At 69.5% G+C, this 20213-nt stretch carries 14 protein-coding genes and 1 tRNA gene; 4 read left to right on the forward strand and 11 right to left on the reverse strand.

What is annotated here, in order from left to right:
• Positions 1-6 precede the first annotated feature (6 nt).
• Entirely contained in the window at positions 7-1803 is a 1797-nt protein-coding gene (locus BJ965_RS29020) for a bifunctional metallophosphatase/5'-nucleotidase (RefSeq protein WP_184912562.1), read from the reverse strand.
• Positions 1804-1965: 162 nt separating this feature from the next.
• Here BJ965_RS29020 and BJ965_RS29025 point away from each other — a divergent pair, with 162 nt between their 5' ends.
• Both BJ965_RS29025 and pyk read left to right on the forward strand, forming a co-directional pair.
• A complete protein-coding gene (locus BJ965_RS29025; RefSeq protein WP_184912564.1) occupies positions 1966-2682 on the forward strand; it encodes an SIMPL domain-containing protein in 717 nt (238 codons plus the stop codon).
• Positions 2683-2847: 165 nt separating this feature from the next.
• Positions 2848-4269: a pyruvate kinase gene (pyk, locus tag BJ965_RS29030; protein WP_184912566.1), complete on the forward strand. Its 1422-nt coding sequence runs from the start codon at positions 2848-2850 to the stop codon at positions 4267-4269.
• Between the two features lie 5 nt (positions 4270-4274).
• On the opposite strand, the gene BJ965_RS29035 is transcribed toward pyk, so the two are convergent.
• Both BJ965_RS29035 and BJ965_RS29040 read right to left on the reverse strand, forming a co-directional pair.
• Positions 4275-5063 (reverse strand): helix-turn-helix domain-containing protein, encoded by a 789-nt coding sequence (locus BJ965_RS29035; protein ID WP_184912568.1) that lies wholly within the window; start codon positions 5061-5063, stop codon positions 4275-4277.
• An 84-nt stretch (positions 5064-5147) separates the two neighbouring features.
• A tRNA-Leu gene (locus BJ965_RS29040) sits at positions 5148-5234 on the reverse strand.
• A gap of 102 nt (positions 5235-5336) precedes the next feature.
• On the opposite strand from BJ965_RS29040, the gene BJ965_RS29045 reads away from it, so the two are divergent.
• Positions 5337-5993 carry an ANTAR domain-containing response regulator gene (locus BJ965_RS29045; RefSeq protein ID WP_030852998.1) on the forward strand — a complete coding sequence of 219 codons (657 nt, stop codon included), beginning with the start codon at positions 5337-5339 and terminating at the stop codon, positions 5991-5993.
• A 69-nt stretch (positions 5994-6062) separates the two neighbouring features.
• Here the strand turns inward: BJ965_RS29045 and BJ965_RS29050 are convergent, their stop codons facing one another.
• The 8 genes from BJ965_RS29050 to BJ965_RS29085 all read right to left on the reverse strand — a co-directional run bounded on the left by BJ965_RS29050 (position 6063) and on the right by BJ965_RS29085 (position 16508).
• Positions 6063-6779 carry an ABC transporter ATP-binding protein gene (locus BJ965_RS29050; protein WP_030852997.1) on the reverse strand — a complete coding sequence of 239 codons (717 nt, stop codon included), beginning with the start codon at positions 6777-6779 and terminating at the stop codon, positions 6063-6065.
• A complete protein-coding gene (locus tag BJ965_RS29055; RefSeq protein WP_030852995.1) occupies positions 6776-7639 on the reverse strand; it encodes an ABC transporter ATP-binding protein in 864 nt (287 codons plus the stop codon). Before BJ965_RS29055 ends, BJ965_RS29050 begins: the two co-directional genes overlap by 4 nt.
• Positions 7640-7644: 5 nt before the next feature.
• Positions 7645-9459 (reverse strand): branched-chain amino acid ABC transporter permease, encoded by a 1815-nt coding sequence (locus BJ965_RS29060; RefSeq protein WP_184912570.1) that lies wholly within the window; start codon positions 9457-9459, stop codon positions 7645-7647.
• A gap of 4 nt (positions 9460-9463) precedes the next feature.
• Positions 9464-10393: a branched-chain amino acid ABC transporter permease gene (locus BJ965_RS29065; RefSeq protein WP_184912572.1), complete on the reverse strand. Its 930-nt coding sequence runs from the start codon at positions 10391-10393 to the stop codon at positions 9464-9466.
• 138 nt (positions 10394-10531) lie between these two features.
• A complete protein-coding gene (locus BJ965_RS29070) occupies positions 10532-11761 on the reverse strand; it encodes a branched-chain amino acid ABC transporter substrate-binding protein (RefSeq protein ID WP_184917661.1) in 1230 nt (409 codons plus the stop codon).
• Positions 11762-12667: 906 nt separating this feature from the next.
• Complete coding sequence (locus tag BJ965_RS29075; protein WP_184912574.1) at positions 12668-13540, reverse strand: trypsin-like serine protease; 873 nt, start codon at positions 13538-13540, stop codon at positions 12668-12670.
• Between the two features lie 131 nt (positions 13541-13671).
• Complete coding sequence (locus BJ965_RS29080) at positions 13672-14160, reverse strand: PaaI family thioesterase (RefSeq protein ID WP_184912576.1); 489 nt, start codon at positions 14158-14160, stop codon at positions 13672-13674.
• 56 nt (positions 14161-14216) lie between these two features.
• Positions 14217-16508 (reverse strand): FdhF/YdeP family oxidoreductase, encoded by a 2292-nt coding sequence (locus tag BJ965_RS29085; RefSeq protein ID WP_184912578.1) that lies wholly within the window; start codon positions 16506-16508, stop codon positions 14217-14219.
• A 444-nt stretch (positions 16509-16952) separates the two neighbouring features.
• On the opposite strand from BJ965_RS29085, the gene polA reads away from it, so the two are divergent.
• Entirely contained in the window at positions 16953-19679 is a 2727-nt protein-coding gene (gene polA / locus BJ965_RS29090) for a DNA polymerase I (RefSeq protein WP_184912580.1), read from the forward strand.
• Positions 19680-20213: the final 534 nt, after the last annotated feature.

A 20213-nucleotide genomic window follows, 5' to 3' on the forward strand; every position in this document is an offset into this window, starting at 1 on the left:
CGCGGATCAGAAGACGGGCGTGCCGTTACGGGTGAGCTTCCAGTCGATCCCCGCGAACGCGGCCGGGTCGATCGACCCCTTCGCCTTCACCCAGGCGATCATGGTGTTGCGGATCTCCTCCGAGTTCGACCACAGCACCGGGGCGGCGGCGACATGCGGGAAGTTGCCGCCGCCGTTGGCCCGGTAGTTGTTCACCGCGAACACGAACTTCGCGTCGTCCGCGAGCGGCTGCCCCTCGAACCGCACATTCGTCACCCGCGACCCGGCCGGCTTCGCGATGTCGATCTCGTACGACAGACCACTCACCACGTCGTAGTTGTAGTCCGGCGTGCCGTTCGCGTTCGTCAGCTTCGCCGGATCCACCGCCGCGTCCGGCGCAGTCTGCACGAAGTAGTTCGCCGAGAACTCCAGGTACGCCTTCATCTGCGCGCCCGTCATCAGACGCGCCTCCAAAGTGTTCTCGAAGACGTACAGACCCGCCACGTCCCGGATCGTCACCTGGCCCGCCGGGATCCGGGCACTGCGCGAGAAGCACGCCGCCTGCGACAGCACCGGCAGCGACGCGTACTCCGTGCCCGCCAGCGCCTGCTTCACCGTGTCCGCCTGGATGTGGTTGATCAGGTCGATGATCGGCACGTCCTTGTACGGCGCCTCGGCCGACGTCATCTCCGCCGCGTTGGTGCCGATGACCTGGTTGACGTACGCCACGACCTTCTCGTGCTCGTCCGCCAGCAGCTTCGTGATCTTCGAGTCCTCCTCCACCGTGTTGGAGTTCAGGACCTTCGCGCCCACCTTCTCGACCTTCCAGCAGCCCTTCTCGAAGACCAGCTCGAAGTCGAACAGCGTCAGCCGCTGACCCCACTTCAGCGGCTCCGACAGCAGGACCTGCTTGCCCGTCTTCTTGTTCGTGACGAAGTACTCGGGGATCTCCGTGTGCGCGTGCCCGACCAGGATCGCGTCGATACCCGGCACCTGCTCCGCCACCAGAGCCGCCGCGTTCTCGATGTACGGCAGCTGGTCACCGTAGGACGACGTCCCCGACGAACCGCTGTGCGCCGACACGATGACGACGTCCGCACCCATCGACCGCAGCTTCGGCACCCACTTCGCCGCCTGCTCCTCCAGACCCGGGAACGTCATCTTCCCCTGCACGTTCGCCTTGTCCCAGATCGCGATGCCCGGGTTGGTCAGCCCCAGCACCGCCACCTTCACGTCCCGCCCGTGCGGCGTCCGCAGCCGGTGCATGCTGTACGGCGCGAACGCCGGCCGCAGAGTCTTCGCGTCCAGCGCGTTCGCGCCCAGCAGCGGGAACCGGCACTGCTCCTCGAACTTCCGCAGCACCGGGATGCCGTAGTTGAACTCGTGGTTGCCGAGCGCCGCCGCGTCGTAGCCCATGGCGTTCATCGCCTGCGCCATCGGGTGCACCGGGCCGCCCTTGGCCGTGATCGGGTCGACCTTGGCGTAGTAGTACGACAGCTGCGTGCCCTGAATGGTGTCGCCCGCGTCGATCAGCAGCGTGTTGCCGCGGCCCTTCTCCGCACGGACCCGGTTCACCAGCGTCGAGACCTTCGCCAGGCCCACGTCGTTGTGGTCCTTGTCGTCGAACTCCTTGTCCGTGAAGTAGTCCCAGTTGAAGACGTTGCCGTGCAGATCCGTCGTCCCCAGCACCGTGAACGCGTACCGCTTGGCACCCCGCTTCGCCTCGGCCGCCTGCGCACCCGGCGCCGAGACCGCACCGGCCAGCGCCACCCCCGCCCCGGTCACGGCGGACTTCTCCAGGAACTTCCGGCGGTTCAACGGCATGTCTGGCTCCCCTGCGGAATCTGTGAACGACGCGCGTAGATAACGCGCGTAGATTCTGACCCGTCCACGACCGGCCGCAACAGACCCGGCAGGTTGCGATCTGATGACTCGGTCCCCGCATCCCACCCCTCTGGCCAGCCAAGACGTGACAGAGTGGGGCGTATGACCGCGCCCACGGCAGACGCCTCCCAGCCCGCCGTCCCCTACGGCACACCCGAGGCCCCCCGCATCGCCGTCCGCGGCGAAGCCCGCCTCGAAGTCGACCCCGAGATCGCCCGCATCGGCATCACCGTCGCCGCCCGCGGACGCGACCGCCGCTCCGCCCTCGACGACCTCACCCGCCGCAACGTCGGCATCCTCGACCTGGTCAAGTCCTACGGCGACGCCGTCGAACGCCTGGAGACCGGCGCCTTCTCCATCACGCCCGAACTCACCAAACACGGCCGCGGCGAACGCGTCCGCACCTACCACGGCAGCGTCCGCGTCACCGCCGAACTCACCGACTTCACCGCCCTCGGCGAACTCACCACCCGCCTCGCCGACCTCGAACTCACCCGCGTCGACGGCCCCTGGTGGGCCCTGCGCCCCGACTCACCCGCCCACCGCGAAGCCAGGAAGAAGGCCGTGCACGAAGCCGTCCAACGCGCCCGCGAGTACGCCGAAGCCCTCGGCACCAGCCTCTCCGCCCTCGTCGAACTCGCCGACATCGGCGCCGAGAGCGCCCCGCCGGCCTACCCCCAGAGCCCCGGCCGCATGCGCTCCGCGGCCTTCGCCGGCGCCGCCGAGGACACCCCGGCCCCCCTCGACCTCGAACCCCAGCGCCAACGCGTCCACGCCCAGATCAACGCCCGCTTCACCATGGTGCCGCCGCAGCTGTAGGCACACTCACGGCATTCTTTCGAAAATCGGACCGAATTCCTTGAGGTGCTCATCGGAGCGCCCCGCCGCACAATTCAACACTTGTCAATAATGCTTCACGCAAAGTCTGTTGAGTGGTCACCCTCGACCAATTCACTACCAGTCGGTAACTCATAGGCTCGATTCATGCGCCGAGCAAAAATCGTCTGCACCCTGGGACCCGCCACCGACTCGTACGACCAGATCAAACACCTGGTCGACGCCGGAATGGACGTAGCCCGCTTCAACCTCAGCCACGGCGGCCACGCCGAACACGAGGAGCGCTACCACCGGGTCCGCAAAGCCGCCGACGAGACCGGCCGCAGCGTCGGCCTCCTCGCCGACCTCCAAGGCCCGAAAATCAGACTCGGCCACTTCACCGAAGGCCCCGTACTCCTCGAACGCGGCGACACCTTCACCATCACCGTCGAAGAAGGCACCGAAGGCGACGGCCAGATGTGCGGCACCACCTACGCCGGCCTCGCCACCGACGTCACCGCCGGCGAGCGCATCCTCATCGACGACGGCAAAGTCTGCCTCGAAGTCACCGCGGTCGACGGCCCCCGCGTCCACACCACCGTCCTCGAAGGCGGAGTGATCTCCGACCACAAAGGCCTCAACCTCCCCGGCGTCGCCGTCTCCGTCCCCGCCCTCTCCAAAAAGGACGAGGACGACCTCCGCTGGGCCCTGCGCACCGGCTTCGACGTCATCGCCCTCTCCTTCGTCCGCTCCGGCCGCGACATCCAGGACGTCCACCGCATCATGGACGAGGAAGGCCGCCGCCTCCCCGTCATCGCCAAAATCGAAAAACCCCAGGCCGTCGACACCATCGACGACATCGTCGCCGCCTTCGACGGCATCATGGTCGCCCGCGGAGACCTCGGCGTCGAAATGCCCCTGGAACACGTCCCGATCGTCCAGAAGCGCGCCATCAAACTCGCCAAGCGCAACGCCAAACCGGTCATCGTCGCCACCCAGATGCTCGACTCGATGATCGACAACGCCCGGCCCACCCGGGCCGAGGCCTCCGACGTCGCCAACGCGGTCATCGACGGCACCGACGCGGTGATGCTGTCCGGCGAGACGAGCGTCGGCAAGCACCCGATCGAAACCGTCCACACGATGGCCCGCATCGTCGAAGCGGCGGAAGAGGACATCCTGGCCAAGGGCCTCCCGCCCCTGACCGAACGCAACAAGCCCCGCACCCAGGGCGGAGCGGTCGCCCGGGCGGCGGCGGAGATCGGCGACTTCCTCGGCGCGAAGTTCCTCGTCGCCTTCACCCAGTCCGGCGACACCGCCCGCCGCCTCTCCCGCTACCGCTCCCCGATCCCCCTCCTCGCCTTCACCCCCGACCAGGCGACCCGCTCACAACTCAGCGTGACCTGGGGCGTCGAGACCTTCCTCGGCCCGTGCGTCGACTCCACGGACGCGATGGTCGACCAGGTCGACGAACTGCTGTTGCGTCATGGCCGCTGCCGCCCGGGCGACACGGTCGTCATCACGGCCGGCTCCCCGCCCGGCGTCTCCGGCTCGACGAACATGGTCCGGGTCCACCACATCGCGGAGTAGCCGGGTCAGTACTTGGGTCCGACGTGGGCGTCCATGAGAGCGACGGAGGCTTTGCGGGCGACGGAGATGTTGAACGGGTCGCCGTTGCGGGTGTAGAGCTTCCACTCGACGCCGAGCGTGTCCAGGGTGTCGGTGTAGAGCCGCCGGATGTCCTCGGAGACGTTGGTGAAGAAGTACCGGGGATACTCATAGCGCTTGCGCTCGCCGGCGACCATCCGGGTCGTCCAGTTCGTGATCCTGCACCCGTCGGAGTGGATGAGTCCGCGGATGAATTCCCAGGGATGGGCGTCCACGATGCCCTGCTGCCAGGGTTCGAGGACAATGCGCCGCTCGTGCTTCTTGCCGGGGCCGTGCTGGGGGAACAGGCAGTGCAGGTGCTTCGAGTAAACCTTCACGTTGCTGCAACCGGTCTTGCGGACACGGCAGGTCGAGTTCGCGGGGAAGACCGCCCGCATGGCCGCTTCGCAGGCATCCATGAGCCCCGGCCATGACTCCGTGCAGGTGATCATGAGGTTGGGTACGCGGTGCTCGGAGTAGTGGCTGATGTGTCCGTCCCCGAGATACAGACCCAGCAGATAGGAATAGGCGGGCTCGTCCAGGTCCCGCCCATCGCAACGGGGGCACTTCGGATCGTGGCGACCGGGACACTCGCCGCGTTTCGCCCGGTCCAAGTGTTTCCAGTAGCCGATCGTCCCCAGCGGCACGTTGAGGCTCCGCGCCACCTCCGCGTTCCTCGCGCCCCCGCGTAGGAGAGTGATGGCTTTCTGTCGCACGTCAGTGCCATGGAAGTTCATGCGACCACTGTGTGTCACTGACGGTGACCATGGGTAGCAAAAAGCGGAGAACCACGCGAACGTGATCCTCCGCTTCTGATCTTGTGGTGCCCGGTGTGGGATTCGAACCCACATGCCCAAAGGGCACGGCATTTTGAGTGCCGCGAGTCTGACCAGTTCCTCCAACCGGGCAAGTCAGGGGACCGATGAGCAGTGTACCGGTTCACTGTGGGGCCTTGCTGCTAGGTACGCTGCTTGGGAGCAGTACCGGCCTGCCCCTACCAAGGAGCCCACGTGAGTGCCCCCGAGTCGCCCCAGCCTGTTGACGTGCCTGATGAGGACAAGTCGCACGTGCCTCCGATGACGACGCGGGTCGTCATCGCCGAGGACGAGGCGCTGATCCGGCTCGATCTCAAAGAGATGCTGGAGGAGGAGGGGTACAGCGTCGTCGGTGAGGCCGGGGACGGTGAGCAGGCGGTGGAACTGGCCCGTGAGCACCGGCCCGACCTTGTCATTCTCGACGTGAAGATGCCGAAGATGGATGGCATCTCCGCGGCGGAGAAGATCGCGGAGGAGAGCATCGCGCCGGTGCTGATGCTGACCGCGTTCTCGCAGCGGGATCTGGTGGAGCGCGCTCGGGACGCGGGCGCGATGGCGTATCTGGTGAAGCCGTTCAGCAAGACCGACGTCGTGCCGGCGATCGAGATGGCCGTGTCGCGGTTCACGGAGCTGAAGGAGCTGGAGAAGGAGGTCGCCGACCTCACGCTCCGGCTGGAGACGCGCAAGCTGGTGGACCGCGCGAAGTCGATTCTGCAGACGGAGTACGGCCTGTCGGAGCCGGCCGCCTTCCGCTGGATCCAGAAGACGTCGATGGACCGTCGGATGTCGATGCAGCAGGTCGCGGAGGCTGTCATCGAGGACGCCGACGAGAAGAAGGCCAACAAGGGCTGAGAGCGGGACGAGAGGCCCGCGCCCTTTCCGTTCGGAAGGGCGCGGGCCTCTTTGCGTACGGCTGGGACCTCAGTCCTCGCCCAGGTACGCCTTGCGTACCGACTCGTCGTGCAGCAGGTCCTGCCCGGTGCCGGAGAGGGCGATGTTGCCGATCTCCATGACGTGCCCCTGGTCGGCGAGGGAGAGCGCGGCCTGGGCGTTCTGTTCGACGAGGAGGATCGTCGTGCCCTGGGACTTCAGCTCCGAGATCGTCGCCATGATCTTCTGCATCATGATCGGGGAGAGGCCCATGGAGGGCTCGTCGAGCATGAGCAGCTTGGGCTGGGACATGAGGGCGCGGCCCATGGCGAGCATCTGCTGTTCGCCGCCCGACAACGTCCCCGCCGCCTGCTTGCGGCGTTCGCCCAGGATGGGGAAGAGGTCGTAGGCGCGCTGGATGTCCTTTTCGATGCCTTCCTTGTCCTTGCGGAGGAACGCTCCGAGCTGGAGGTTCTCGGCGATGGTGAGGCGGGGGAAGATGTGCCGGCCTTCGGGGGAGTGGGCGAGGCCGAGGGCGACGATCTTGTGGGCGGGGACGCCGTTGAGCGGCTTGCCGTCGAAGAGGATCTTCCCGGAGGTGGGCTTGAGGAGGCCCGACAGGGTGCGCAGGGTGGTGGTCTTGCCGGCGCCGTTGGTGCCGATGAGGGTGACGACCTGGCCGGCTTCGACGCTGAAGGAGATGCCCTTGACGGCTTCGATCTTGCCGTAGGAGACCCGGAGGTCCTCGACCTCGAGCAGTGCGGTCACTTGGCCTCTCCCTTGGTGGTGCTGGCGGTGCCCGTCGCGTCGGCGGCGGCTTCGGCGGCCTCGACCTCCGCGGCCTCGGCCTCTCCGGGATCGCCTTCGAAGGGCTCGCCGAGGTAGGCGGCGACGACGCGTTCGTCGGCCTGGACGACGTCGGGGGTGCCTTCGACGAGCTTTTCGCCCTGGACGAGGACGGCGACGCGGTCGGAGAGGTTGAAGACGAAGCGCATGTCGTGCTCGATGAGGAGGACGGCGATGCCCTTGTCGCGGATGGCGAAGACGAGTTCCTCGGTGGCCCGCGTCTCCTGGGGGTTCATGCCGGCGGTGGGCTCGTCGAGGAGCAGCAGGCCGGGCTCGGAGGCCATGGCGCGGGCGATCTCGAGCTTGCGCTGCTCGCCGTAGGGGAGGTTGCGGGCGAGGTGGTCGCGCTTGTGGTCGAGGCCGATGAACTCGAGGAGTTCCATGGCGCGTTCCTCGCTGGCGCGTTCGGCCTTCTTGAAGCCGGGGCCGCGCAGGAGGGCGGACCAGAGGCCTTCCTTGGTGCGGGTGTGGCGTCCGACGAGGACGTTTTCCAGGACCGTCATGTTGGCGAACAGACGGATGTTCTGGAAGGTGCGGGCGATGCCGGCCTGGGTGACCAGGTGAGGCTTCGGGGGGAGGACGGTGCCCTTGTAGGAGACGGTGCCCTCGGTGGGGACGTACAGGCCGGTCAGGCAGTTGAAGAAGGTGGTCTTGCCGGCGCCGTTGGGGCCGATGAGGCCGACGATCTCGCCGGCGTTGACCGTGAAGTCGACGGAGCGTACGGCGGTGAGGCCGCCGAAGCGCATCGTGACGTCGCGTGCTTCGAGTACAGGTGTGGTCATGTTTCTTACGCCCCCGCCTTGGTGACGGCCGGTTCGTCGGTCAGCGTGGTCTGTTTGGGTACGTCGAGTTGGCCGGTCTCGTGGAATTCGAGCTGGCGCCGGCGGTTGGCGATGATGCCTTCGGGGCGGAAGCGCATCAGGAGGATGAGCGCGATGCCGAAGGCGAGGAGCGACTTGTCCTGGAGGAAGACCAGCTTCTCGGGGAGCAGGTAGAGCAGGGCCGCGCCGAGGAGCGGTCCGGCCACGGTGCCCATGCCGCCGAGGACGACCGCGGCCAGGAGGAACGCGGAGTTGGGCGGGGTGGAGCCGGCGAACTGGTACGGCGTGGGGACGACGCTGTAGGTGACGTGGGCGCTGACGGTGCCGGCGAGGCCGGCGAGGGCGGCGCCGAGGGCGAAGGCGACGAGCTTGACGCGGAAGCCGTTGATGCCCATGGCGGTGGCGGCGGTCTCGTCCTCGCGGATGGCGATCCAGGAGCGGCCGATGCGGGAGTCGGCGGCGCGGGTGTAGACGAGGACCACGATGGCCATGATGAGGACCATCAGCAGGTAGTAGTTGGCGAAGCGGCCGAGGGTGAAGCCGCCGATGTCGTGGGCCTGGCCGAAGTTGAAGCCGAAGAAGTTCAGGTCGGGGATGTTGGCGATGCCGTTCGGGCCGTTGGTGACGTCGGGTCCGGAGTCGCCGTCCATGTTGTTGACGGCGATGCGGAAGATCTCTCCGAAGCCGAGGGTGACGATGGCGAGGTAGTCGCCGCGCAGTCGCAGGGTCGGGGCGCCGATGAGGACGCCGAAGACGAGGGACGCGGCGGCGCCGGCCAGTGCGGAGGCCCAGAAGGGCAGGTGGACGCCGGAGATGGTGGAGAACTCGGAGCCGGAGACGAGGGCGGCGGTGTAGGCGCCGACGCCGAGGAAGGCGACGTATCCGAGGTCGAGGAGTCCGGCGAGGCCGACGACGATGTTGAGGCCGAGGGCGACGGTCCCGAAGATCAGGATGTTGACGCCGATGTTGGCGTAGTGGTCGTCGGTCTGGGTGAAGGGGAAGGCGATGGCCGCGGCGAAGCCCATGGCGAGGGTGAAGCTGCGGTTGGCGGCGACGAGCGCGGAGAAGCGGTCCATGAGGCCGGCGGTGTGCAGGGCCCACATGGCGAAGGTGACTACGAAGAGGTAGCCGATGAAGAGTTCGCCGTACTCGGTGTCGATGCCGTAGGTGAAGACGCCGAGGCCGATGATGGTGACCACGGTGATGATGGCCCGCTGGATCCAGGGCGCGATGGCCTGGGCGGCGGGGATGCGGTCGGGCTTGGCGATGTAGGCCTTGATGGCTTCCTTGGTGCCGTCGGTGCCGGTGCGCTCCTGGGGGAGGGCGAAGGCGCCGAGGACGGGCAGCAGGGAGGCGATGGCCGCGATCCAGCCGCCGGGTTCGAGGTTGACGACGCCGCCGAGCTTGGCGCTGATGGCGATGACGGTGAACCAGGTGACGGTGAAGCCGCCGAGTGCGGTGAGGACGAGTGGCGCGTTGTTGCGGGCGGGCAGGAGCCAGCCGAGGCCGCGGATGCCGTAGGAGGCGAGCGCGAACAGGGCGGTGAGGACGCCGGCGGTGAAGGTCAGCCACTGCAGGCCACCGGGGTAGCCGTTGAAGGTGAGGTCGCCGGGGAATTCGGCGGTCCAGGTCCAGGCGAGGTACGCGGAGGCGGCGGTGGCGATGCCGCCGGCGAGCAGCAGGGCGCGGGCGGCCGCGGTGGGCAGCGGTATGAGTCCGCGCGGTGCGGGCGTCGGGGTGGGGACGGCGTCCGGCACGGGGGTTTTGGTCGTCTCGGTCATGTCATCACGCCCTGTCCGCGACGCGCTCGCCGAGCAGGCCTTGTGGCCTGAAGAGGAGCACGAGGATGAGGAGGCAGAAGGCCCAGACGTTGGCCCAGCTCTGGCCGCCGAGCTGCTGCATGCCCGGGATCTCGTCGATGTAGGCGGAGGCCAGGGTTTCGGCGATGCCGAGGACGATGCCGCCGAGCATGGCGCCGTAGATGTTGCCGATGCCGCCGAGGACGGCCGCGGTGAAGGCCTTGAGGCCCATGAGGAAGCCCATGCGGTAGTCGACGTTGCCGTACTTGAGTCCGTAGGCGACGGCGGCGACGGCGGCGAAGAAGCCGCCGATGGCGAAGGCGATGACGATGATGCGGTTGGTGTCGATGCCCATCAGCTGCGCCGTGTCGGGGTCCTGCGCCGTGGCCTGCATGGCGCGGCCGGTGCGGCTGCGGCGGACGAAGATCGCGAGGGCGGCCATGCAGAGGATGGCGGCGACGATGAGGAAGATGTCGGCGTCCTTGATGGTGACGGAGCCGATGTCGTGGGTGGCGTCGAGGCCGGGGAAGGCGCGGGCGCGGTCGGCGCCGGGGTAGAAGTTGCGCACGACCTCCTGGAGGGCCAGGGAGAGGCCGATGGCCGTGATGAGCGGTGCCAGGCGTGGTGCTCCGCGCAGTGGTCGGTAGGCGAACCGTTCCGCTCCGACGGCGATGAGGATGGCCACGATGGCGCCGCCGAGGAGCATGAGGGGTACGGCGAGGGCCATCGAGGTGCCGTCGGGCAGGATGTAGAAGTAGACCGTGAGGGCGCCGAAGGCCCCGGTCATGAAGATCTCGCCGTGCGCGAAGTTGATGAGCTGGACGATGCCGTACACCATCGTGTAGCCGATGGCGATCAGCCCGTACATCGAGCCTAGAAGCAGCCCGTTGGCCAGCTGCTGCGGCAGGGTGTTCACCGCATGGCCTCCATGTCGCTGGTGGTCGTGTGCACTGGATGTGTGCGTGGTCGTGTGCTGTGTGGGGGTGTGGAAACGGGCCGCGCGGTCGGGGTCCCCTTCCGCGCGGCCCGTGGTGTGGCGTTGTGGCGGGCCGGACTACTTCAGGTCGGCGGTGCCGGTCTCCACGTCCTTCCAGGCACCCTTCTCGACCTGGTAGACCGTCAGCTGCTTGTTGGTGGTGTCGCCGTACTGGTCGAAGGAGATCTTGCCGGTGAGGCCTTCGAAGTCGGACTTCTGGACACCGTCGACGACCTTGGAGCGCAGGTCGTTGATGTCGGTGGGCACCTTGCCGCCGTTGGCGTCGGCCGCGGCCTTGACGGCCTTGATGATGGCGGTGGTGGCGTCGTAGGCGTAGGCGCCGTACGCGCCGTAGTCGCCCTTGTAACCCTTGTCCTTGTACGTCTGGATGAACGTCTTGGCCGCGGGCAGGGTGTCGGCGGGGACGCCGATGGCGGTGGCGAGGTCGCCCTCGGAGGACTTGCCGGCGGCCTCGATGTAGGTGGAGGCGAACATGCCGTCGCCGCCGAACAGCGGGATCTTGACGCCGGCGTCCTTGAGCTGCTTGGTGATCAGCGCGGACTCGTCGTACTGGCCGCCGTAGTAGAGCAGGTCGGCGCCGGAGTTCTTGATCTTGGTGACGAGGGAGCCGAAGTCCTTGTCGCCGGTGTTGACGTGGTCGGTGCCGACGACCTTGCCGCCGAGCTTCTTGTACTGCTCGTTGAAGATCTTCGCGAGGCCGGCGCCGTAGGTCTGCTTGTCGTCGACGACGAAGGCCTTCTTCTTCTTGAGGCCGTTGTACGCGTAGCCGGCGGCGAAGCTGCCCTGCAGCTCGTCGGTGGTGGCGGTGCGGAAGTAGGTCTTGAACGGGCGCTTCTTGTCCGTCTGCCAGTTCTTGCCCTGGGTCAGCTCGGGGGCCGTGTTCGCGGGGGAGATCTGGGCCATGTTGGCCGAGGCGAACACCTGCTGCATCGTCTGGGCGACGCCGGAGTTCAGCGGGCCGACGGCGCCGACGACCGTTTTGTCGCCGGTCAGTGCGGTGGCGTTGGACTGGCCGGTGGCGGGCTGCGCCTTGTCGTCGAGGGCCTTGAGCTTGAACTTCACGCCCGGGACCCAGTTGTTCTTGTTGGCGTCGTCGACGGCTATCTGGGCGCCGTACTGGATGCCGAGGCCGGTGGTGGAGTTCTCACCGGAGAGGGGGGCGTCCACGCCGATGGTGAACGTGGTGTCGCTCCCGCCGTCTCCGCCCTTGTCACCGCTGTCGTCTCGGGAGCCGCAGGCGGTGAGAGTCAGAGCTCCGGTCGTGAGAACGGAGGTAAGAATCACCAAGGAACGCTGTCGCACAATCAGTCCTTTCACAGGCAGGCCCCGCCCTGGTCGGGGGGTGAGTGCCGCGCTGGTACCGAACTCCCGATGGAGGCGGTGACTGGCCGTGACTCTAAGCCCGGTTTCAGGGCAGGGTCAGCGGCGCGGGCTCGCTTGTGACTTTCTTGTTATGACGGGGTGGATGCCTGGTCTCGGCCGGGGACCCTCTCGGCGGGTTTGGTGGATTTTCGCCGAGGTCCGCATTCTGAGAACTCGCACTTCCGGTTGGCCGTGGCTGAGATCATGCGGTACTGGGCCCGCGGGCGGCCCGGAAGAGATCGGAAAGGTCCCGGGCGTAGCCGCGGCCGAAGATGAGGCTGTGGCGATGTATTGCGCGCGCGTTACGCAGCGTTACGCCGAGAAATGGGGGTGGTCGACTTCCGGGGGGAGCGCCGGGTGATCGGAAACGGTGATTTCCACGGTGATGGCGCGGGGTGTGCCGCGGGCCGGCACGGTGACGGCCGGGTCGGGAACGGCGTGGGCGGTGAGGCCCGGGTGGGAAGTGCCGGCGACCGTGAGGGTGACGGAGGGGCCGCGGAGCACGGTGACGGTGAACCGGAAACGGCCCGCCTTTTCCGGTGGGTTGGGGGATTCGGCGCGACCGAGGTCTGCGCCGGCGGTCGGCGAACAGGTCTGCCGGGCATGGTGCGTCGGTGCCGATGGTGTCCCAACTGCGGCTGGAGTCCGTCGAGTTGGCCGGTTCGGCGGGCCGGTGCCACTCATGGCCGCAGCCTCACGGGGTCACGGTAGGGGAGGGGGCCGGGGTGGGGAAAGGCGACGGTGCCCCGCCGCTGCGCCGGGGGCGCGGTGCGGCGGGGCGGTGCGTCGTGCGGGTGCGGTGGTGCGGTGCGTCGTGCGGTGGTGTGCGGGCTACGGCAGCTTCACGAACGGCGAGAGGAAGGCACGGGCGCCGGGGGTGTCCAGGCGGTACGTCACGTTGGTCGCGTAGCAGGGGGTGTCGCCGGTGATGGTGGTGGCGGCGAGGATGCTCCGGCCGCCGATCACCGCGAAGTTGGGGCCGCCCGAGTCGCCGTAGCAGGCGCCTCCGTTGCCCTGCGGCGCGGTCATCGCGAGCCGGGCCCAGGAGTCGTTGAGGGCGTTGAAGGTGACGGGTGCCTTCATCCGGACGCCGCCGCCCGGGTGGGTCTGGCCGCCGGGGCCGTTGACGGCCTCCTGGGTGCCGTATCCGGCGACGAGCCAGTCGGTGGTGTTCAGGCCCTGCGGGCCGAGCTCGCCGAGCTGGTTCGCGGTGGGCAGGGTGGCCGGCGTGAAGCTCCAGCGGGCCTTCATCTCGGCGGCGGGCAGCTGGATCACCGCGATGTCGTGGGTGTCGGCGGCGGGCCCGGGGTAGTCGGGGTGCGTGTGCGCGGTGCCCCGGACGGCGACGGCGGCGGCTTGCGCGGCCGGATCGCCCGGGTGCTTCTTCGCCGCCGCGTCCAGTCCGGACTGCACGTCCTGGTCGAGGGAGACGTGGAACCGCACGTTGTCGGGCCAGTCCGAGGTGCAGTGCGCGGCGGTCAGGAAGGTGTCCGCGTCGACCATGGTGCCGGAGCAGACCCAGTCGACCCGGTCGGGGGTCGCGGGGTCGCCGTCGTCGTCCCAGGTGGCCACGAGCGCGCCGACCTCGGTGCGTTCGGGGGCGGGCGCGGCGTTGTAGGAGTTGACGGCGGAGGACGGCAGCGCGGTGGCGAGCACGGTGGCGCAGGCCGCGGCGGTGACGGAGAAGGCGCGTACGGAGGTCAAGAGAAACCCTTCTGCGGGTGGGACGGGTCTTCTCCTGTGGGGGTGGCGCCAGTGAAAGGCCAGCGGGGCGGTCGCGACAAGAGCGCGCCCGCCCCTCCAGGGTTTTCCCTATGCCGGCCGGACCGCGCGGGTCAGTTCGCGCCGCGGATGAGTTCCTCGTCGCCCGGCCTCACATCGCGCAGGAGGCAGGTCAGCCGGGCCGTGCACACCCTTTTGTCGCTTTCGTCCGTGATGACGATTTCGTACGTGGCGGTCGACCGGCCCCGGTGCACGGGCGTGGCCACGCCCGTGACCAGACCGGAGCGCACCCCTCGGTGGTGGGTGCAGTTCAGGTCGACGCCCACGGCGATCTTGGAGCTGCCGCCGTGCAGCATCGACCCGATCGAGCCCAGGGTCTCGGCCAGCACCGCGGAGGCCCCGCCGTGCAGCAGTCCGTAGGGCTGGGTGTTGCCCTCCACCGGCATGGTGCCGACGACCCGGTCCGCCGACGCCTCGGAGATCTGGACGCCCATCCGGTTCCCCAGGTGGCCCGCGGAGAACAGGGCCAGGAGGTCCACGCCGAGCGCGGCGTACTCGTCGATGACCTCTTGCGGGAACTTCACATGCTGCTGCTCACCCATCGGGCCCGGCTCCGTTCGTCCTCGTCACTCGGCTGCCTGTGTCACTGAGCGAACGCTCAGTCGGTGGCCGATTGTTCCAGACGCACCACCACGGACTTGCTGGCCGGGGTGTTGCTGGTGTCCGCCGTGGCGTCCAGCGGCACCAGCACGTTGGTCTCCGGGTAGTACGCGGCGGCACAGCCCCGGGCCGTCGGGTAGTGCACGACGCGGAAACCGGGTGCCCGGCGCTCCACCCCGTCCTTCCACTCGCCGACCAGGTCGACGTACGCGCCGTCCGCCAGCTTCAGGGCCCGCGCGTCCTCGGGGTGCACCAGCACCACCCGGCGGCCGTTCCGGATGCCCCGGTAGCGGTCGTCGAGGCCGTAGATCGTGGTGTTGTACTGGTCGTGCGAGCGCAGCGTCTGCAGCAGCAGGCGGCCCTCGGGCAGCTCCGGGTACTCCACGGGCGCGGCGGTGAAGTTGGCCTTGCCGGTGGCCGTGGGGAAGCGGCGCTCGTCGCGCGGGGCGTGGGGGAGGGCGAAGCCGCCGGGGCGACCAGCAGAACCCGTCACGCGCGCGTTGAAGTCCTCGAAGCCCGGGATCACGCGCGCGATGCGGTCCCGGATCGTCGCGTAGTCCTTCTCGAACTCCTCCCACGGCGTGCGGCTGTCCTCGCCGAGCACGCGGCGGGCGAGCCGGCTGACGATGGCCGGCTCCGACAGCAGGTGCCGGCTCGCGGGCTCCAGGCGGCCCCGCGAGGCGTGCACCATGCCCATCGAGTCCTCGACCGTCACGAACTGCTCGCCGCCGCCCTGGAGATCGCGCTCGGTACGGCCCAGCGTCGGCAGGATCAGGGCCCGCGCGCCCGTGACCGCGTGCGAGCGGTTCAGCTTCGTCGACACGTGCACGGTCAGCCGGGCCCGGCGCATGGCCGCCTCGGTGACGTCCGTGTCGGGGGACGCCGAGACGAAGTTGCCGCCCATGGCGAAGAAGACCTTCGCCTCGCCGTCGCGCAGGGCGCGGATGGCGCGCACGACGTCATAGCCGTGCTCACGCGGGGGCGCGAAGCCGAACTCCCTCTCCAGGGCGTCGAGGAACGCCGGAGCGGGCCGCTCGAAGATGCCCATCGTGCGGTCGCCCTGCACGTTCGAATGCCCGCGAACCGGGCACACGCCCGCGCCCGGACGCCCGATGTTGCCGCGCAGCAGGAGGAAGTTGACGACTTCCCTGATCGTGGGGACGGAGTGCTTGTGCTGGGTGAGGCCCATCGCCCAGCACACGATGGTGCGTTCGGAGGCCAGGACCATCCGCAGGGCCTTCTCGATGTCCTCCCGGCTCAGGCCGGTCGCCGCGAGCGTCTCGTCCCAGTCGGCGGCGCGGGCGGCCTCGGTGAACTCCTCGTAGCCGTGCGTGTGCTCCCGCACGAACGCCTCGTCGACCGCGCCGTCCGTCTCCAGGATCAGCTTGTTCAGCAGGCGGAAGAGGGCCTGGTCGCCGCCGATGCGGATCTGCAGGAACAGATCCGTGAGCGCGGCGCCCCTGACCATGCCCTGAGGGGTCTGCGGGTTCTTGAAGCGCTCCAGACCCGCCTCCGGCAGCGGATTGACGCTGATGATCCGCGCGCCGTTGTCCTTTGCCTTCTCCAGCGCGGACAGCATGCGCGGGTGGTTCGTCCCCGGGTTCTGCCCGGCGACGATGATCAGGTCGGCCTTGTAGAGGTCCTCCAGCAGGACACTGCCCTTGCCGATGCCGATCGTCTCCGACAGGGCCGAGCCGGACGACTCGTGACACATGTTCGAGCAGTCGGGGAGGTTGTTCGTGCCGAGCTCGCGGGCGAACAGCTGGTAGAGGAACGCGGCCTCGTTGCTCGTGCGGCCGGAGGTGTAGAAGACGGCCTCGTCCGGGGAGGCGAGTGCGTCGATCTCCTCAGCGATGATGTCGAAGGCGCGCTCCCAGGTGACCGGCTCGTAGTGCGAGCCGCCCTCGGGGAGGTACATGGGGTGGGTGAGCCGGCCCTGCTGCCCCAGCCAGTAGCCGCTGCGGCCGGCCAGGTCGGCGACCGGGTGCGCGGCGAAGAACTCCGGCGTGACCCGGCGCAGGGTGGCCTCCTCGGCCACGGCCTTCGCGCCGTTCTCGCAGAACTCCGCCTTGTGCCGGTGCTCCGGCTCGGGCCAGGCGCAGCCCGGGCAGTCGAAGCCGTCCTTCTGGTTCACGCTCAGCAGCGTCAGAGCGGTGCGCTTCACGCCCATCTGCTGCTGGGCGATCCGCAGCGTGTGCCCGATGGCCGGCAGCCCCGCGGCCGCGTGCTTCGGCCCGGCGACCTGCGGCGCGTCCTGGACCGGATCGCTCTTGGGCGGCTTCGACGCCATCGCACACTCCCCTTCGACTGCGCTGCGAGGTACGTCTCCGATCCTCCCACGCGGTGGTGACAGCGGTTGTGGTCGGGCCGGGGGGTCGGCGGGTGTGTGGGGTCTCCTGCGGGGTGGCGGGTGGGTTGGGGAGTGGCGTCGGCGGGTGAGCCGGATCCCTGCGGGCCGGGGGGCGGGCCGGGGGCGTCGGCCGGTGTGTGGGGTCTCCTGCGGGGTTGCGGGTGGGGTTGGGAATCGGCGATGGCGGGTGAGTGGGCCCCCTGCGGGGCCGCGGGTCGGGTCGGGAGGTGGCGACGTCGGGGTGAGCGGGGTCTCCCGCGGGGCCGCGGGTCGGGCCGCGAGGCGGCGAAGGCGGGGTGAGCGGCGTCTCCCGCGGGGCGCACCCGAGCCCGGCACGCGTGGGGGCGGGACCGACTGTCAGTGGGGCGTGGCAGGATCGGGGGCGTGGCAGAGACAGCATCGAAGACGACCGACAAGACCTCCGGCGGCAGCCGGCCGCGACTGATGCTCATGGACGGGCACTCGCTGGCCTACCGAGCGTTCTTCGCGCTGCCCGCGGAGAACTTCACCACCGCGACGGGTCAGCCGACGAACGCGATCTACGGCTTCGCGTCGATGCTCGCCAACACGCTGCGCGACGAGGCGCCCACGCACTTCGCGGTCGCCTTCGACGTCTCCCGCAAGACCTGGCGGTCCCAGGAGTTCACGGAGTACAAGGCGAACCGCTCCAAGACCCCGGACGAGTTCAAGGGCCAGGTCGAGCTGATCGGCGAGCTCCTGGACGCGATGGGCGCCCAGCGCTTCGCGGTGGACGGCTTCGAGGCGGACGACGTCATCGCCACGCTCGCCACCCAGGCCGAGGCCGCGGGCTTCGAGGTGCTGATCGTCACCGGCGACCGCGACTCCTTCCAGCTGGTCAGCGAGCACACCACCGTGCTGTACCCGACCAAGGGCGTCTCCGAGCTGACCCGCTTCACCCCGGAGAAGGTATTCGAGAAGTACGGGTTGACGCCCGCGCAGTACCCCGACTTCGCTGCCCTGCGCGGCGACCCCTCCGACAACCTCCCCGGCATCCCCGGCGTCGGCGAGAAGACCGCCGCGAAGTGGATCAACCAGTTCGGCTCCTTCGCCGAGCTCGTCGAGCGCGTCGAGGAGGTCAAGGGCAAGGCCGGCCAGAACCTCCGCGACCACCTGGAGTCCGTCAAGCTCAACCGCCGGCTCACCGAGCTGGAGCGCCGGGTGGAGCTCCCCAAGGGGGTCACCGACCTGGAGCGCGCGGCCTACGACCGCAAGGCCGTCGCGATGATCCTGGACACCCTGGAGATCCGTAACCCGTCGCTGCGCGAGCGGCTCTTCGCCGTCGACCCGGGCGCCGAGGAGGCCGAGACCACCCCGGTCAGCTCCGAGGGCGTGGAGCTGGACGGCACGGTGCTCGGCACCGGCGAGCTGTCCGCCTGGCTCACCGAGCACGGCACGCAGCCCCTCGGCATCGCCACGGTCGACACCTGGGCGCTCGGCACCGGCTCGGTCGCCGAAGTGGCCCTCGCCGCGCCCGAGGGGCCCGCCGCGTGGTTCGACCCCGCCGAACTCGACGAGGCCGACGAGCAGGCTTTCGCGGCCTGGCTCGCCGACGCCGGGCGGCCCAAGATCCTCCACAACGCCAAGGGCGCCATGCGCGTCTTCGCCGAGCACGGCTGGAGCGTCGAGGGCGTGCGCATGGACACCGCGCTCGCCGCCTACCTGGTCAAGCCGGGCCGCCGCTCCTTCGACCTGGACGCACTGTCCCTGGAGTACCTGCACCGCGAGCTGACCCCGGCCGCCGCGGCCGACGGCCAGCTCGCCTTCGGCGCGGACGACGGCGCCGAGGCCGAGGCCCTGATGATCCAGGCCCGGGCCGTCCTCGACCTGGGCCAGGCCTTCGAGGGCCGCCTGGAGGAGGTCGGCGCCGCCGACCTCCTGCGTGACATGGAGCTGCCCACGTCCGCGCTGCTCGCCCGCATGGAGCGGCACGGCATCGCGGCCGACCGGTCCCACCTGGAGGCCATGGAGCAGATGTTCGCCGGCGCCGTCCAGCAGGCGGTCAAGGAGGCCCACGCGGCGGCCGGGCACGAGTTCAACCTGGGCTCGCCCAAGCAGCTCCAGGAGGTCCTCTTCGGCGAGCTGGCCCTGCCCAAGACCAAGCGGACCAAGACCGGCTACACCACGGACGCCGACGCCCTCGCCTGGCTCGCCGGCCAGACGGACAACGAGCTCCCGGTGATCATGCTCCGCCACCGTGAGCAGGCCAAGCTCCGCGTGACCGTCGAGGGTCTGATCAAGACGATCGCCGCGGACGGCCGCATCCACACCACGTTCAACCAGACGGTCGCCGCCACCGGCCGCCTGTCCTCGACCGACCCGAACCTGCAGAACATCCCGGTCCGCACCGACGAGGGCCGCGCCATCCGCCGCGGCTTCGTCGTCGGCGAGGGCTTCGAGTCGCTGATGACGGCCGACTACAGCCAGATCGAACTGCGCGTGATGGCCCACCTCTCCGAGGACGAGGGCCTGATCGAGGCCTTCACCTCGGGCGAGGACCTGCACACCACGGCCGCCTCCCAGGTCTTCGCGGTCGAGCCGGACGCGGTGGACGCCGAGATGCGCCGCAAGATCAAGGCCATGTCGTACGGCCTGGCGTACGGACTGTCCGCCTTCGGCCTGTCCCAGCAGCTGAACATCGAGGCGGCGGAGGCCCGTGCCCTGATGGACGCCTACTTCGAGCGGTTCGGCGGTGTACGGGACTATCTGCGCCGGGCGGTCGACGAGGCCCGGGCCACGGGCTACACGGCGACGCTCTTCGGACGCCGCCGCTACCTCCCCGACCTCAACAGCGACAACCGCCAGCGCCGCGAGGCCGCCGAGCGGATGGCCCTCAACGCGCCGATCCAGGGCACCGCGGCCGACATCGTCAAGATCGCCATGCTCAAGGTCGACGACGCCCTGAAGGAAGCGGGCCTCGCCTCCCGCATGCTCCTCCAGGTCCACGACGAAATCGTGCTGGAGATCGCCCCCGGCGAGCGGGCCGCCGCCGAGGAACTGGTCCGCCGTGAGATGGCCGACGCCGTCCACCTCCGCGTCCCGCTGGGCGTCTCGGTGGGTGCGGGCCCGGACTGGGAGTCGGCGGCACACTAGCCCGCCGGGTGGATCGGGCGTATCGGGCGGGTGCGGTGACCCGGGTGCGCGGGGGGTTTCCCGTGGCCCGGGTACCGCGTCGGCGGGGCGGCGGACTCCGCAGGGCAGAGGCGCGGGGGTGCGTCTGGGCAGAGGCACCGAGGGTTTCGGTCGGGGCGAGGTCCGACGGCGGGGGTCGACCGGGCGGGGCGGGGTGGAGATCGGCGCCGGGACGAGCCCCGCGCCGGGCCGAAGCCGCAGCCGGGTCCGGCTCGGCCATGCGGCCCGGGTTCGCCTCTACCGGACAGCGGCGCTCGCCTGAGCCGCCGACACGGGGCTCGCGTGTCGGCCGGAGGCCGCCCGCGCCGGGTTCCCGTGCTGGTCGGAGGCCGCCCGCGCCGGGTTCGCGTGTCGGCGGAGGCAGGTGGCGCCGGGCTCCCCTTTCGCTGGAGGCTGCCCGCGCGGGCTCTCCTACGGGCCGGAGGCCCCCCGCACAGGGCTCCCGCGCCGGCCGGAGGTGCCGGGGTCACGCCACATCCGCCCGGGGCACTCCGC

The organism is Streptomyces luteogriseus (assembly GCF_014205055.1).
Lineage (GTDB): Bacteria > Actinomycetota > Actinomycetes > Streptomycetales > Streptomycetaceae > Streptomyces > Streptomyces luteogriseus.

What these genes read in the sequence shown, in the direction of transcription:
- BJ965_RS29020 (WP_184912562.1), bottom strand. Translation starts at nt 1,803, where the DNA reads ATGCCGTTGAACCGCCGGAAGTTCCTGGAGAAGTCCGCCGTGACCGGG.
- BJ965_RS29025 (WP_184912564.1), top strand. Translation starts at nt 1,966, where the DNA reads ATGACCGCGCCCACGGCAGACGCCTCCCAGCCCGCCGTCCCCTACGGC.
- pyk (WP_184912566.1), top strand. Translation starts at nt 2,848, where the DNA reads ATGCGCCGAGCAAAAATCGTCTGCACCCTGGGACCCGCCACCGACTCG.
- BJ965_RS29035 (WP_184912568.1), bottom strand. Translation starts at nt 5,063, where the DNA reads ATGAACTTCCATGGCACTGACGTGCGACAGAAAGCCATCACTCTCCTA.
- BJ965_RS29055 (WP_030852995.1), bottom strand. Translation starts at nt 7,639, where the DNA reads ATGACCACACCTGTACTCGAAGCACGCGACGTCACGATGCGCTTCGGC.
- BJ965_RS29060 (WP_184912570.1), bottom strand. Translation starts at nt 9,459, where the DNA reads ATGACCGAGACGACCAAAACCCCCGTGCCGGACGCCGTCCCCACCCCG.
- BJ965_RS29080 (WP_184912576.1), bottom strand. Translation starts at nt 14,160, where the DNA reads ATGGGTGAGCAGCAGCATGTGAAGTTCCCGCAAGAGGTCATCGACGAG.
- BJ965_RS29085 (WP_184912578.1), bottom strand. Translation starts at nt 16,508, where the DNA reads ATGGCGTCGAAGCCGCCCAAGAGCGATCCGGTCCAGGACGCGCCGCAG.